Origin of the sequence: Methanoculleus oceani (assembly GCF_023702065.1) — an archaeon.
Taxonomy (GTDB): Archaea; Halobacteriota; Methanomicrobia; order Methanomicrobiales; family Methanoculleaceae; genus Methanoculleus; species Methanoculleus oceani.
In genome coordinates this window covers 131188-144221 of record NZ_QFDM01000003.1, presented here as the reverse complement: position 1 = coordinate 144221, position 13034 = coordinate 131188, and the positions used below count along the sequence as shown (strand labels likewise).

11 protein-coding genes and 1 tRNA gene are annotated in these 13034 nt (G+C 61.1%); 7 read left to right on the top strand and 5 right to left on the bottom strand.

Features of this window, described 5'->3' with window-relative positions; all coding sequences use genetic code 11:
- Window positions 1-82 precede the first annotated feature (82 nt).
- Genes DIC75_RS10410 through DIC75_RS10395 form a run of 4 tightly spaced genes read left to right on the top strand, consistent with a single transcriptional unit; the run spans window position 83 to window position 3505 of the window.
- Window positions 83-1402, top strand: coding sequence for a protoporphyrinogen/coproporphyrinogen oxidase (locus DIC75_RS10410; RefSeq protein ID WP_250987973.1), 1320 nt, complete (start codon window positions 83-85; stop codon window positions 1400-1402).
- Entirely contained in the window at window positions 1399-2376 is a 978-nt protein-coding gene (locus tag DIC75_RS10405) for a glycosyltransferase family 4 protein (protein WP_250987972.1), read from the top strand. The genes DIC75_RS10410 and DIC75_RS10405 overlap by 4 nt, the downstream gene beginning before the upstream one ends.
- Window positions 2373-3071 (top strand): glycosyltransferase family 2 protein, encoded by a 699-nt coding sequence (locus tag DIC75_RS10400; protein ID WP_250987971.1) that lies wholly within the window; start codon window positions 2373-2375, stop codon window positions 3069-3071. The genes DIC75_RS10405 and DIC75_RS10400 overlap by 4 nt, the downstream gene beginning before the upstream one ends.
- A gap of 8 nt (window positions 3072-3079) precedes the next feature.
- Window positions 3080-3505 carry a PaaI family thioesterase gene (locus tag DIC75_RS10395; protein ID WP_250987970.1) on the top strand — a complete coding sequence of 142 codons (426 nt, stop codon included), beginning with the start codon at window positions 3080-3082 and terminating at the stop codon, window positions 3503-3505.
- A gap of 431 nt (window positions 3506-3936) precedes the next feature.
- Here the strand turns inward: DIC75_RS10395 and msrA are convergent, their stop codons facing one another.
- Entirely contained in the window at window positions 3937-4428 is a 492-nt protein-coding gene (gene msrA, locus DIC75_RS10390) for a peptide-methionine (S)-S-oxide reductase MsrA (RefSeq protein ID WP_250987969.1), read from the bottom strand.
- Window positions 4429-4520: 92 nt separating this feature from the next.
- On the opposite strand from msrA, the gene DIC75_RS10385 reads away from it, so the two are divergent.
- Window positions 4521-5066, top strand: a complete 546-nt coding sequence (locus DIC75_RS10385; protein ID WP_250987968.1) for a ferredoxin domain-containing protein — start codon at window positions 4521-4523, stop codon at window positions 5064-5066.
- A gap of 12 nt (window positions 5067-5078) precedes the next feature.
- Window positions 5079-6161, top strand: a complete 1083-nt coding sequence (locus DIC75_RS10380) for a GHMP family kinase ATP-binding protein (protein WP_250987967.1) — start codon at window positions 5079-5081, stop codon at window positions 6159-6161.
- Between the two features lie 205 nt (window positions 6162-6366).
- Here DIC75_RS10380 and DIC75_RS10375 read toward each other — a convergent pair whose 3' ends face one another.
- From DIC75_RS10375 to DIC75_RS10360, 4 genes are all read right to left on the bottom strand, one after another.
- Window positions 6367-8121: a PKD domain-containing protein gene (locus DIC75_RS10375; RefSeq protein ID WP_250987966.1), complete on the bottom strand. Its 1755-nt coding sequence runs from the start codon at window positions 8119-8121 to the stop codon at window positions 6367-6369.
- 841 nt (window positions 8122-8962) lie between these two features.
- The gene (locus DIC75_RS10370) at window positions 8963-10144 is read right to left on the bottom strand and encodes a bifunctional 5,6,7,8-tetrahydromethanopterin hydro-lyase/3-hexulose-6-phosphate synthase (RefSeq protein ID WP_250987965.1); all 1182 of its coding nucleotides are present in this window, start codon (window positions 10142-10144) and stop codon (window positions 8963-8965) included.
- A gap of 374 nt (window positions 10145-10518) precedes the next feature.
- Window positions 10519-10722 carry a hypothetical protein gene (locus tag DIC75_RS10365; protein ID WP_250987964.1) on the bottom strand — a complete coding sequence of 68 codons (204 nt, stop codon included), beginning with the start codon at window positions 10720-10722 and terminating at the stop codon, window positions 10519-10521.
- 284 nt (window positions 10723-11006) lie between these two features.
- Window positions 11007-11160 (bottom strand) — tRNA-Trp (locus DIC75_RS10360).
- 92 nt (window positions 11161-11252) lie between these two features.
- On the opposite strand from DIC75_RS10360, the gene DIC75_RS10355 reads away from it, so the two are divergent.
- A complete protein-coding gene (locus tag DIC75_RS10355; protein ID WP_250987963.1) occupies window positions 11253-12953 on the top strand; it encodes an AMP-binding protein in 1701 nt (566 codons plus the stop codon).
- The last annotated feature ends 81 nt before the right edge of the window (window positions 12954-13034 follow it).

Sequence of the window (13034 nt, the reverse complement as noted above, 5' to 3'; positions counted from 1 at the left end):
GATAACTCCTGATTTTCACCCCCGGGTGCGGCAACCGCGGGAAAACGGATGGTCAACCATATATGGTTTCGGCATAAACAGTATGAACGTGAAATCGGCGGTACTGGGTGGCGGTCTCACCGGGATTACGCTGGCCCGCCTGCTCCGTGAACAGGGCGACGACGTGACCGTTCTTGAACGGAACGAGACGATCGGGGGGCTCTGCCGCTCGAGAACACAGAAGGGTTTCACGTTCGATGCCGGGGGCTCGCACATCATCTTCTCCCGCGATACGGAAGTCCTCTCCTTCATGCTCTCGGTCCTCGGCGAGAACGCCGACCGGCGGAAGCGGAATACGAAGATCCTCTACAAGGGCCGCTACGTCAAATACCCCTTCGAGAACGGTCTTTACCAGTTGCCCGACGAAGACCGCTTCTTCTGCATCAACGAGTTCGTGAAGAACCTCATCGCCGTCGAGAAGGGCGAAGTCCCGCCGCCGGAAAACTTTGCGGAGTGGATCGCCTACACCTTCGGCCGGGGGATCGCCGAATGCTACATGGTCCCCTACAACGAGAAGATATGGAACTTTCCGGCCAACCGGATGTCGCACCACTGGGTGGAGGGACGTATCCCCCGCCCGCCGGTCGAGGATATCATCAAATCGGCCATCGGGATCGAGACCGAGGGTTATGTCCACCAGGCGGTCTTCTCCTACCCGGTGACGGGCGGGATCGAGGCGCTGGTCCGGGCGATTGCGGAGCCGGTCCTCCCTGCCGTCCGGACCGGGTTCTCTGTCGCGTCCGTCCGCGAGGAGAAGGGCGGGTTTGCCGTCGGCGACGGCAACGAGACTGTCCATGCGGACCGCCTGATATCGACCATCCCGCTCCAGAACCTGCTCCCCTGTTTATCAGACGTCCCGGCCGGGGTGCAGGCGGCCTGCGACGCTCTCCGCTACAACTCGCTCTGCTCGGTCTTCATCGGCCTTGCGGCGGATGTCCCCGATATATCCTGGCTCTACGTCCCTGATAAGGAGACGGGCCTCTTCAACCGGATCTCGTTCCCCTCGAATTACAGCACGGAGGTCGCCCCTCCCGGCCACTCCTCGATCCTCGCCGAGATCACCTACAATGACGGCGATGTGGTCTCGCGGATGCCGGACGCCGACGTGATCGAGCATACTATCAGTTCTCTCATCGCTGCCGGGATCATCCCTTCACGGGATAACGTCGTCTACACCGGCCTCGCGCGGGAGAAGTTCGCCTACGTCGTCTACGATACCGATTACCTCGAAAACATCGAGATCGTCCGGGCGTTCTGCCGGGAGCGGGGCATCGACCTTGTCGGGCGGTTTTCGCAGTTCGAGTACCTCAATATGGATGGCTGCATCAGGAGTGCGATCGACTTCGTGAGGGCGAACGGATGAAGGTCAACATATTCGTCGAGGACTTCCGCTTCCTGCGCTACATCGGGTGCGCGACGGCGGCGAGGACGCTGTATAACCATCTCGCCCGGCTCCCCGATATGGAGGTTGCCCGCAACCTGTATCACGGCGACTTCGACCTGACCCACTACCACACCTTCGGGCCCTGGGCGATGTACCACCTGAAGTTCACCGAGGGCGCAAAGGTCCTGACCGCCCACTCGACCCCGCGGCTGAACGAGGGGAACGTCGCCTTCTCGAAGAGGATAAACACGGTATACCCGAAGATCTACCGGCAGTTCGACCACATCATCACGATATCGGAGCCCTGCCACCGGGAGACCGAACAGCTCGTCCCCGATGTCCCGATGACCCTCATCCCGAACGGCATCGACCGTGAGTACTTCAGGCGGGACAAGAAGAAGCGCAAATCATTCCGCGACGAGTACGGCATCGATCCCGGCCGGCGAGTGGTGCTCTCCGTCGGCCAGCAGACTCCCCGGAAGGGCATCTACGACTTCCTCAAACTCGCCGACCAGCACCCCGATATGACCTGGGTCTGGGTGGGCGGGTTCCCGTACGGGACGTTCTCGAAGGACTACGCGAAGATCCAGATGCTCAAGACCCATTGCCACGAGAACGTCATCTTCACCGGCGTCATCGACGACATCTCCCGGGCATACAGCGGGGCGGACATCTTCTTCATGCCGTCACACGCCGAGACGTTCGGCCTCGTGATCGTCGAGGCCCTTTCGGCCGGCCTCCCCGTGATCGCCCGGGATATCTTCGAGTTCAGGGAGATCTTCGGGGACTCGGTCCTCTTCTTTTCCGAGGTCGACGAGGCGCGGGACATTCTCAAGGACGATGCGGCCCTGCAGCGCTGCGCCGCGAAGGCACGCGCCTCGACGGAGAAATACGACATCACGCTTATAGCAAAACGGCATCAACAACTATACCGGGAGTTGATCGAGGGATGATCTCCATAGTCGTTCCGACCTACAACGAAGAGCAGAACATCGAGCGCTGCCTGCGGTCTCTCGCCGACCAGACGGTGCCGAGGGAGACCTACGAGATCATCGTCGTCGACGGAAACTCGAAGGACCGGACCCGGGAACTGGCCGAACCCCTTGCGGACAGGGTCTTCATCCAGACGAGCAAGCGAGTCGGCGGGGCGCGAAACGACGGGGCGATGGCCGCCTCGGGTGAGATCGTCGCCACGACGGATGCCGACTGTATCCTCCCCCGGGACTGGGTGGAGCGGATCGAGAGAACCTTTGCAGAGCGCGATATCGTGCAGCTCTACGGCACGGTCTACCCGATCGAAGGAGGATTCAGGAATAAACTTTCGCTTCTTGGCGCAAACATCTTCTCGCGCCTGGGCTACTACACCCGGACGATCTACTTCACGCTCGGGTGCAACACGGCGTTCGACCGCGATGCGTTTCTCCGGGCGGGGATGTACCGCTGCATCGACGCCGGGGACGACCTCGAGATCGCGCAACGGATGCGGAAGCTCGGAAAGGTCTACCTCGATACCGGTCTCGCGGTCGGGTTCTCGATGAGGCGCTACCAGCAGTTCGGGACCCTCAAGTCCATCCTGGAATGGTTCTATATCGTTCTTCGCGGCGGCGACGCCGGCGGCGTCTCCTACTCGCAGCGGGAGTACAAGTAGATCCTGTCATGAAGAAAACCGCATCCATCCCGGAGATCTATGCCGCGGCGGTGCACCGGTCCGACACCTGCGAGTTCGCACGCCTGCTCGGCATGGAGGTTACGGAGATCGAGGGCGGCTGCGTCAGGGTGGCGATGTCGACCGAGGGCACAAAGAACGCCCACGGCACGACCCACGGGGGTGCGATCTTCGCCATCGCGGACCACGCTTTCGGCATCGCCGCGAACATGGACGGGATCGACCAGATAGCGATCTCCGCGTATATCCGCTACTTCTCCGTGCCGGCGGCAGGCACGCTCGAGGCGGTCGCCCGCAGGGTCTCGGAGACGGAGAGGACGTCGGTATATACTGTCGACGTCTACTCGGGTGAGCGTCTGGTCGCCTCGTTCGAGGGCGTCGGGTTCAAGATTGGGGTTCCGGGGAAGAAAGGGTGAAGAGGGCTGTTTTGTCGGCCCGGAAGTTTTGTCCCCGAGGCCATCATCTGCATCTTCAGGCTTGAACTCAACTCTATAGTAGTGCCTTTCTTCGGAACATCGCTTATCCCCATGCACGGATTTCGAGGGAGTCTCGCCACGGGGGTGGGGACAATGGGGAGTGCGAACGAAGTGAGCATGAGAAACCCGGAGGGTTTCGAGGGGGGAGACCCCCCTCCCCACCTGACGGTGGTCGAGCTCCGTTCCTTCGGAACGTCGCACTCCCCGTCAGCCCCTTCCCCCAGACGCGATATCCTCCACGGTCCAGTGTACTGGGACCCCTCTACACTTTTTACGGTTCCAAGAGGTGCGAAGAACACGGACGGAGTGCAACACCCGGCAACGACGGGACCCTTAAGACCCCGGGTTTCTTCCGGCCGCTCTCGCCACCCCTACCACACCCTGCAATGCCCTCCCCCGCGCTTCGCGAAGTACTGCTGGTGGTACTCCTCGGCCCGCCAGAACGTCCCCGCGGGCTCGATGGCGGTGACGATGGGGCGCCTGAACCTGCCCGATCGGTCCGCCTCCTCCTTCGACGCCCGGGCCTCCTTCTCCTGCTCCGGGGTGTGGTAGAAGATCACCGACCGGTACTGCGCCCCGATATCGGGTCCCTGCCGGTTGGGCGTGGTGGGGTCGTGGGCGTTCCAGAAGACGTCGAGGAGTGCCCGGTACGAGACCTCGCCGGGGTCGTAGGTCACCTGCACGACCTCTGCGTGCCCGGTCCTCCCGGTGCAGACCTCGGGGTAGGTCGGGTTCTCGACGGTGCCGCCCATGAACCCCACCGCCGTATCCACGACGCCCGGCACGCGCCGGAACGTCTCCTCGACGCCCCAGAAACATCCCGCGCCAAAGGTGGCGCGCTCGAGGCTCTTCTCCGGTGCCATGACAGTCCCGTCTCCTGGCGGATCTGTGAAAAAGGTATCGGCGTCCCTCCTTGGGGGCATACCCTTATCCCCGGCCGGTGCCACGTACTCACATGGCCTTTGAATCGGAAGCCGTAGAGATGGTCGCCCGGCTGATGGCGCTCTCGGCGCGCACCGCCCCGAAGGCACGGGGCATAGACGTCATCAAGACGATGGTCGTCACCGGAGAGGAGAAGACGGCGCTCGCGGAGGCGATGCGGGAGTACGGCGAGAAGCACAACGTGGGGTTCTTCATCAGGGATGCGGGCAACGTCGCGGCAAGCGACGCCTGCCTCCTCATCGGGTCGCTGCTCCACGATGCCGTGGGCCTCGACTGCGGCGGGTGCGGCTACGCCACCTGTGCAGAGATGCTCGAAGCGCAGGGACATCCGCCGGCCACCCCGTTTTCGGGTCCGAACTGCGTCGTCAGGATGGCGGATCTCGGAATCGCGGTCGGTTCCGCGGCGAAGACCGCAAGCATCCACAACGTCGACAACCGGGTCATGTACTCGGTCGGTGTCGGTGCGCTCTCGCTCGGGTGGCTGGAGGGCTGCGGCGTCGCCTACGGGATCCCGCTCCGGGCATCGGGAAAGGATATCTTCTTTGACCGTACACGCTAACCGAGTGACAGCATGCCCATAATGAAGATCCGGGGCGGGGATCTCGACCTCGTCGAATACGAGTTCTCCTCCTTTTCCCCCGGCGAGAATATCCGGCCGTGCGGCCTCCGGAAGGAGTACCGGCTTGAACCGGTCTTCGGCACCGTCGTCGTCCGCGCCCCGGCGAGGATTCACCTCACCGTGCTCGACATGAACCGGTTCTCCCCGGACCGTCCCGGCGGGGGCGGCATCGGGTTTGCCATCGGAGTCTACTGCACCGCCGAGGTCGAATGCACGGCATCGGGAATCGAGATCGATTACTCCCGCGAACCGATCCTCCGGCACTTCGTGGAGGCCTTCAGGCAAGTCGTCGGCTACAAGGGAGGGTTCCGGATCCGTGCCCGCGACCACATGTACGAGCACGTGGGGCTCGGGTCGACGAGCACCATCCTGATCGCGGTCGCAAACGCCCTCAACACCGCGGTGGGCTCGCCGCTGACGAGCGACCAGCTCCGCCTCCTCCTCGGCTGCAACTTCGTCGAGGAGACGGTGGCCGGGAGCGTCGCGTTCGGGTTCGAGACCGGCGTCGGGCCTGCCGCGAGCACCCACGGCGGCATGGTGGTGATGGGCGACGAACTGGCGCTCATCTACCGGCACGCCTTTGCCGAGGGCAAGAAAGTCTACATCGCCATTCCGTCCTCCGAGATCTCGTCGGCGGGGGAGAAGGAGTTCGACCTCCTGATGAACAAGGCCCGGACCCTCGACTACCGCGACCGCGAGCTGAAGTCCTACCTCGTTCTGATGGACCTCATCCCTGCGCTGGAACGGGGCGACCTCCGGAAAGCCGGCGACGTCATCTGGGAGATCGAGTTCCGGGGTTCGAAACGCGCCGAGGTCGAGCACCACGGGTTCGAGATCTACCGCTACATGGCGGCGCTCCGCGACGCCGGCCTCGAGTTCGTCGGCATGAGTTCGGTCGGCCCTTCCATCGCGGTCATCACCGGCCGCCCGGAGGAGGAAGTTACGGAAATCCTCGCGTCGGCGGGCCTCCGGGTCGCGATCGCGACAGAGGTCGATAACGAGGGACTGAAGATCCACCTGGAAGAGAAGGCGTGAGACAAGGTCCTGCCGAAAACCCTATTTTTAAAAACGCCCTTAAGCACAGGCTATCAAAAGCCCGCCCTCCTCAGGCCCCGGAAAGGAAAAGGATGCCGGCCGACTTCCGTGCGAGTCGCAATTTTGAGAGTCGGTACTGCAACGGGTTGCACAGCCCCTCGCACGAAAAAAAGTGGGTAAGAAAGCCTGCCGGCACTTTCGCAGCCTAAATGCTGTCGATAATCCTCTGCGCCATGGCGATCAGGGCGTCGGCATCTTCGGCGGTCAGTTTCTTGTCTTTCTGCGCCTTCACCTGGTTAATGAAGGCACTGAGATAGTTGCTGGCTGCATGCTCGTTTCCGCTGTCCAGCACCACGATGGCATTATCCAGTTTAACGGTAAGGCCATTTCCAATCCCGCCCGGTAGTTCGAGGCTCTCCACCTGCTCGATCAGATCCGCTGTCGCTTCGGCAGGCGTCTGCACGGTGATGGTTGCGGTCCCGGAGCCCGAAGCGCCTTCGCTGTCCGTCACGGTCAGGGTGATCATATAGGTCCCGGGCGCGGTGTAGGTGTGCGAGCCGGTGACGGTACCCGTTGCCTCGTCCACCGGCCCTTCGCTCGTTACTCCGTCACCCCAGGCCCATAGCGCCGTATGCGAATCCCCTTCATCAGGATCGGTGAACGTGCCGGTAGCCTGGATCAGGCTTCCCGGGAGCTGGGGGTCTGTGGGCGCCGTCACCGTCGTGACCCCGGGCGGGCTGTTCGCGGCTTCTGTCACGGAAAACCCGTCCGCCAGGGTGACGGGCTGGCCTCCGGGGTTCGCCACCACGACGTTCCAGGAACCCACGGCAGCGCCGGTCAGGTCCAGCGTGCAGGTGATCTGTGTTGAGGAGACGACGGAGACATCGGTTGCTACGATCTCCGCCTCGCCTGCCCTGGTGAGTTTCACGGTCGCGCCGTCGATAAACCCGGTGCCGGAGAGGTCGGTGATGCTCACGGGGCCGGTGTTGGGGCCGGAGTCGGGAATGATCCCGGCGATTGTCGGTATGGGGATGGGGGCGAACTTCTGGATGCGGTTGTTGTAGAAATCAGCCACATAGACGTTGCCAGCAGCGTCAACGGTAATACCGCACGGGGTTCTAAATTTTCCGTCATCAGACCCAAATGAACCCCATTTCGTGAGGAAGATGCCATTTGAATCGAACTTCTGGATGCGGTTGCCGTCCCAATCAGTCACGTAGATATCACCTGCAGCGTCGACATCAACGCCATATGGGTGATAAAACTGCCCATTTTCGGATCCTGATGATCCCCACTTGCTGAGGAAAGCGCCGTTGGAGTCGAACTTCTGGATGCAGTTGAGTTCCCAGTCTGTCACATAAATGTTGTCGGCCGCGTCCACGGCAACGTCAATCGGAGACCCAAATTGCCCGTCGCCAGACCCCTGTGAGCCCAATATAGCGAGGAAGTTCCCACTGGAATCGAATTTCTGGACGCGGTGGTTCCAACTATCGGCTACATAAAAATTGCCGGCATTGTCAACGGCAATACCCCCGGGCCTCACAAACTGCCCGTCACCAGATCCGTATGATCCCCAGATACTGAGGGAGTACCCACTGGGATCGAACACCTGAATGCGGTGATTATCAGCCTCGACCACATAGACGTTGCCAGCAGCGTCAAAGGCAATACTAATGGGTTGGATCAGTTGTCCGTCGCCAGACCCGTATGATCCCCACTGCCCGAGGAAGTTCTCATTTGAATCGAACAACTGAATGCGGTGGTTGCTGTAGTCAGCCACATAGATGTTGCCGGCAGCGTCCACGGCGACATCGTTTGGGTTTCTAAACTCCCCCTCACCTGACCCCTCTGATCCCCACTTCGTCACAAATACATACTCCTCCGCCGCCGCAACCGGCGCTGCCAGCACGGCGACGGCAAGAAGCAGCAGGAGCGCTCCTGCCATCACATGCACTTTCATGCTTCATACCTCCTTAATCGAGCCGCCTGACGGAGCCTCCGGTCGCTGGGCTTCGTGCATCCTCTTATTCCCGGGAAAACGGCGACGCGAAGGAGGAAACCCGGCGGCACTGCGCCGGGTTCCGTTCATTCCTCACGCCGACCGAATACCTCCAGGGGAGTTCCCACACCCTGCGGGCCTGCTCCTCAGACAGCCATATTCATCCGCGTTTCATGTCTCGTCGAACGGACGGAGTGCAGGCGGGCAGCAGCGGTGCGGCTGCGGTCCAAGATCAGGAAGCCGTGGAGAAACTGGCGCGAGCACGGTGGTGGAGCCAAATAGTGTAGTGGCACCACCTGCTGTGGCAGAGGGCTGGTGAAAAGAACGAAAATTTGGTTATATTCACGATCGATCCCCGCTTGACCTATCCGTCCCATCAGAGGACAGAGGAGGAAATTATGTGTCCAATTATATATTTGTTTGCATATCTGATTGTGTTTGATGTATAATATAATAAAAATAAAAATCCTCTGGCTTATTTTGCTGATATGGGTGGATTCGCTTTTGTAGATGATCTATCCCACACGAAAGGGGAGTTGAAAATTCCGATATGGCTTGAATCGCGTTCGAGGAACCAGATATTGGTTGACATGGTGCAGCAAAGCGATACCAGATGCAGCGGGGTTTCAGCACACCCGCATTATGGACCCGGGCCAGCGGCAGGGCCGGATAGTGCCCCATGAGGGGTAATGGAACAAATGGGTTAAACGAATGCCGCTTTATGCACCCCGACATGTTATCGTCACAGGGGAGAGGTTCACGGCTAAAAAAAGGTTTTTTAAATATCGTTGCCATGGCCGACTCAGAAGTCGGTCATAATTCTGAACTGGTCGATCTCTTCGGTGCTCAGTTCCTCGAGGAACTCTTCGGCCGCGTGCTGGATGTTCTTGCTCGCGGTGATGGCGCGGCCGACGACCAGAATGTCGGCGCCTGCCTTGAGCGCGTCCTTCACGACGTCCTGTCTGATGCCGCCTGCCGTCGCGACCAGCAGCCGCTCGCCGCCCGCCTTCTTGATCGCGGGGATGTCGCCCCAGGCGTACGCGGTCTCCTCGACGTCGATGCCCCGGTGCAGCTCCACGACGTCCGGCTTCACCTTCAGCTGCTTGACGACGGCGACGGGGTCTTTGACGTTGAGCATGTCGACCACGGTGTAGATGCCGGTCTTCCGGGTGTCCTCGATCGCCTTCTCGATGGTGGAGAGGGGCGCAAGGCCGGAGATCACGACGGCATCGGCGCCGGCGTCGGCGGTCATCCGGGCCTCGAGGTTGCCCGTGTCGAGCGTTTTGAGGTCGGCGACGATGAACGCGTTCGGGCGGAGTGCGCGGATCTCGGAGATGATCGAGAGGCCGAACTTCTTGATCAGGGGTGTCCCGGCCTCGATGATCAGGTGGTCGTTCGTGGGCAGTTCAGTGAGAACCCTGTTCATGTGGTTTCTGTCGACGAGGTCCATCGCGACCTGGAGGTACGGCGGATTCCAGAGGCGCTGGACCTTGAATCCCATGACCGCGTGGGCCGCCCGGTCCTTCTCGTGCAGGAGCGTATCTACGTCGGGGAACCGGTCGAGGGCCCGGCGGAGCGCGAGTTTCATCGCGCCGTAGTTGAACCGGTAGATCTTGTTGTAGTCCTCTGCGGTGGGGTGGACGAAGACGCTCGCCATGATCACGATGTCCTCGATGTCGAGCCCCTCAAAGACGCCCTCCTCGACCGCGTCGGCGACGGCCTTCGCCACCGCGGCCTGGACGGGCCCGAACATCTGGTTCACCTGATACTCCTTCTTTAAGGTAACCTTCGGGATGATGAGCGTCGAGGGCTTCGTCGGCAGGTTCGGCCTGATGACCGCGAGGAGCGGCGTGTGCCCCTTCGAGAGCTGCGAGATGGAGTTCGCAAACGCCTGTCCTACCGCGCCCTCTTTGTTTCCCATTATCAGATCTATGTGCGCAAGTTCTGCGCCGTCTCCAACCAATGCTTCACCGATGAGATACATATGCGTGCCCTCAGATAGTGCTGAAATATTGGTGAAACAGGTATTAAAGACCTCCCGGTTCGATCGATACCATTAAGCGCAGAACATCCTGTTTGAGAGGCAGGCCCTATCTGCGTACTGTCGACTGTGCACGTCTCCACGGCGGGGTTTCGTGTGCAAAGGTTCCCTGCCGTACCCCTGCACCGGGCGTGAACCCCCTCAAAACGGGGAAAGGTATAATCCGGTCCCGGATCACCCACGCCCACCATGTCGGAACTCTTCGTCCTCCAGACGCCGCTCCCCGAACTCATCCTCCGGGCGGCCGTGATCTACTTCTTCCTTCTGCTTGTCATGCGGGTCATCGGCAGGCACGAGTTCGGGCAGCTGACGCCCTTTTACCTGATCCTCCTGCTGATCATATCCGAAAGCATCTCGGAGGCACTCACCGCGGGCGACGAATCGCTCCTTGCCGGGCTGGTCAGCGCATCGACGCTTCTCTTCCTCTCGGTGCTCGTCTCCGTCGGGCAGTACAAAAGCCGGCGGATCCGCAGCATCGTCTCCCCGGGAGCGCTCAAGGTGATCGAGAACGGCCGGGTCATCGAACGGAGCCTCAAAAGGGAACTGATGACCCGCGAGGATCTCGTCGAGCGGCTCGCACTCTTCGAGTGCTCAAGCTCCGGTTCTAATGAACCGTCGCACTCCGTGCAAGAGGTATCGATGGAATCGAGAAGGTGCGGGTCGCCTACATCGAGAGCGACGGCGACATATCGGCGCTCACCTACCGCGAGAGCGATCTCAACCGGGCCGCGGCTGCCGCCGAGGAGGAGAAGAAGGCGGAATGACCGGAGATACCCTGCGGTATCGAATAAACGTCATGAGAATGTGGGGTCGGTGAGATTTGAACTCACGATCGACGGGTCTCTCCGAACATGCATCAGTGCTCCAACGGGTCATCATCTCTCAATCAGGAGACCCATTGTTCATCACGTGCAAAGACCGCTGGAGCCCGTCGCCATTCCGGACTAGGCCACGACCCCCCGTCCTCCATATTGTTGACGCCATGCGGTATAAGGGTTACGCTGGAAAAAACCAGTAATCATATAACCGTACCGCTACTCATTTATATAGAATGGTTGAGGGCAGTTACGCGTGTGGGAACTCGCAGATACCCCTGCTCGGCATCACCATTGGTGAAATGCTGAACCGTATAGCAGCGGCGCACCCGGATAGCGACGCACTCGTCTCCATCCACCAGAATATCCGGTGGACCTATGCGGAGTTTCTCGAGCGCGTCGACACCCTGGCACGCGCCCTCATGGCGCTCGACGTGGAGCGTGGGGACCGGGTCGCCATATGGGCGCTGAACTACGCGGAATGGGTGCTTGTCCAGTTCGCCACGGCAAAGATCGGCGCCATCATGGTGAACATCAACCCGGCGTACCGGACCTACGAGTTCGAGTACGCCGTCAAACAGTCCGAGGTCCAGACGCTCTTCATCCAGGGGCGGTTCAAGACCTCCGACTACGTCGGCATGTTCTACGAGTCCTGCCCCGAGGCGTTCGAGGCGAAGCCGGGCCGGATCCACAGCGACAAGTTCCCGTTCTTAAAGAACGTCGTCTTCCTCGGCGACATTCCCTACAACGGCATGTACACCTGGGACGACCTCCACGAGAAGGCCGACCTCATCACCCCCGGCGAGCTCCGGGAGCGCGAGGAGTCGCTCGACTTCGATGACGCGGTCAACATCCAGTACACCAGCGGGACCACCGGGTTCCCGAAGGGCGTCGTCCTGACCCACCACAACATCCTGAATAACGGCTTCATCATCGGCGAGGGGATGAAGTTCACCCACGAGGACCGGCTCTGCATCCCGGTGCCGTTCTACCACTGTTTCGGCATGGTCCTCTCGAACATGGCGAGCGTCACCCACGGCGCCGCGATGGTCCTGCCTGCGCCGGTCTTCAGCCCCGAAGCGGTCCTCAAAGCCGTGCAGGACGAGCGGTGCACGGCGGTCCACGGCGTGCCGACGATGTTCATCGCCGAGCTCTCCCACCCGGACTTCCCGAAGTACCGGCTGGAAACGCTGCGGACCGGGATCATGGCCGGGTCGCCCTGCCCGACCGAGGTGATGCGGGAGGTCAACAAGAAGATGAACATGTCCGAGATCGTGATCGTCTACGGGCAGACGGAGACCTCCCCCGGCGTCACGATGACGACGACCGTGGACCCCCTAGAGCGGCGCGTCTCCACTGTGGGCAGGCCGTTCCCGCACACCGAGATCAAGATCATCGACCCGAACACGAAGAAGATCCTCCCCCGGGGGGAGACCGGCGAGATCTGCGCCCGGGGCTACTGCGTGATGCGGTGCTACTACAACAACCCGAACGCCACCCGGGCGACGATCGACGAGCACGGCTGGAACCACACCGGCGACCTCGGGACGATGGACGAGGAGGACTACGTCAAGATCGTCGGGCGCTTGAAGGACATGGTGATCCGCGGCGGTGAGAACATCTACCCGCGCGAGATCGAGGAGTTCCTCCACAATCACCCGTCGATCGCCGACGTCTACGTGATCGGGGTGCCGGACCAGAAGTACGGCGAGGAGCTGATGGCCTGGATCAAGCCCGACAACGGCGTGGTCCTCACGGAGGAAGAGGTGAAGGAGTTCTGCCGCGGCAAGATTGCGCACTACAAGATACCGCGCTACGTCAAGTTCGTCGACGACTTCCCGATGACGGTCTCGGGCAAGATCATGAAGTTCAAGATGCGGGACGCGGCGATCGAGGAGCTCGGTCTCGAGAGCGAGTCGAAGATCGAGACCGCCTGATCCTGCCCCTCTCTTTTTCAGCTCGTCCTTTGCGTTCTCCGGGAGGGACGGCCCGGCCCAATGTATATATGCCTTGATTAC

Coding starts and splice junctions, on each gene's coding strand:
- DIC75_RS10395 (WP_250987970.1), top strand. CDS start 3,080: ATGAAGAAAACCGCATCCATCCCGGAGATCTATGCCGCGGCGGTGCAC.
- DIC75_RS10400 (WP_250987971.1), top strand. CDS start 2,373: ATGATCTCCATAGTCGTTCCGACCTACAACGAAGAGCAGAACATCGAG.
- DIC75_RS10385 (WP_250987968.1), top strand. CDS start 4,521: ATGGCCTTTGAATCGGAAGCCGTAGAGATGGTCGCCCGGCTGATGGCG.
- DIC75_RS10410 (WP_250987973.1), top strand. CDS start 83: ATGAACGTGAAATCGGCGGTACTGGGTGGCGGTCTCACCGGGATTACG.
- DIC75_RS10375 (WP_250987966.1), bottom strand. CDS start 8,121: ATGAAAGTGCATGTGATGGCAGGAGCGCTCCTGCTGCTTCTTGCCGTC.
- DIC75_RS10365 (WP_250987964.1), bottom strand. CDS start 10,722: ATGACCCGGCCGTTCTCGATCACCTTGAGCGCTCCCGGGGAGACGATG.
- DIC75_RS10405 (WP_250987972.1), top strand. CDS start 1,399: ATGAAGGTCAACATATTCGTCGAGGACTTCCGCTTCCTGCGCTACATC.
- msrA (WP_250987969.1), bottom strand. CDS start 4,428: ATGGCACCGGAGAAGAGCCTCGAGCGCGCCACCTTTGGCGCGGGATGT.
- DIC75_RS10370 (WP_250987965.1), bottom strand. CDS start 10,144: ATGTATCTCATCGGTGAAGCATTGGTTGGAGACGGCGCAGAACTTGCG.
- DIC75_RS10355 (WP_250987963.1), top strand. CDS start 11,253: ATGGTTGAGGGCAGTTACGCGTGTGGGAACTCGCAGATACCCCTGCTC.
- DIC75_RS10380 (WP_250987967.1), top strand. CDS start 5,079: ATGCCCATAATGAAGATCCGGGGCGGGGATCTCGACCTCGTCGAATAC.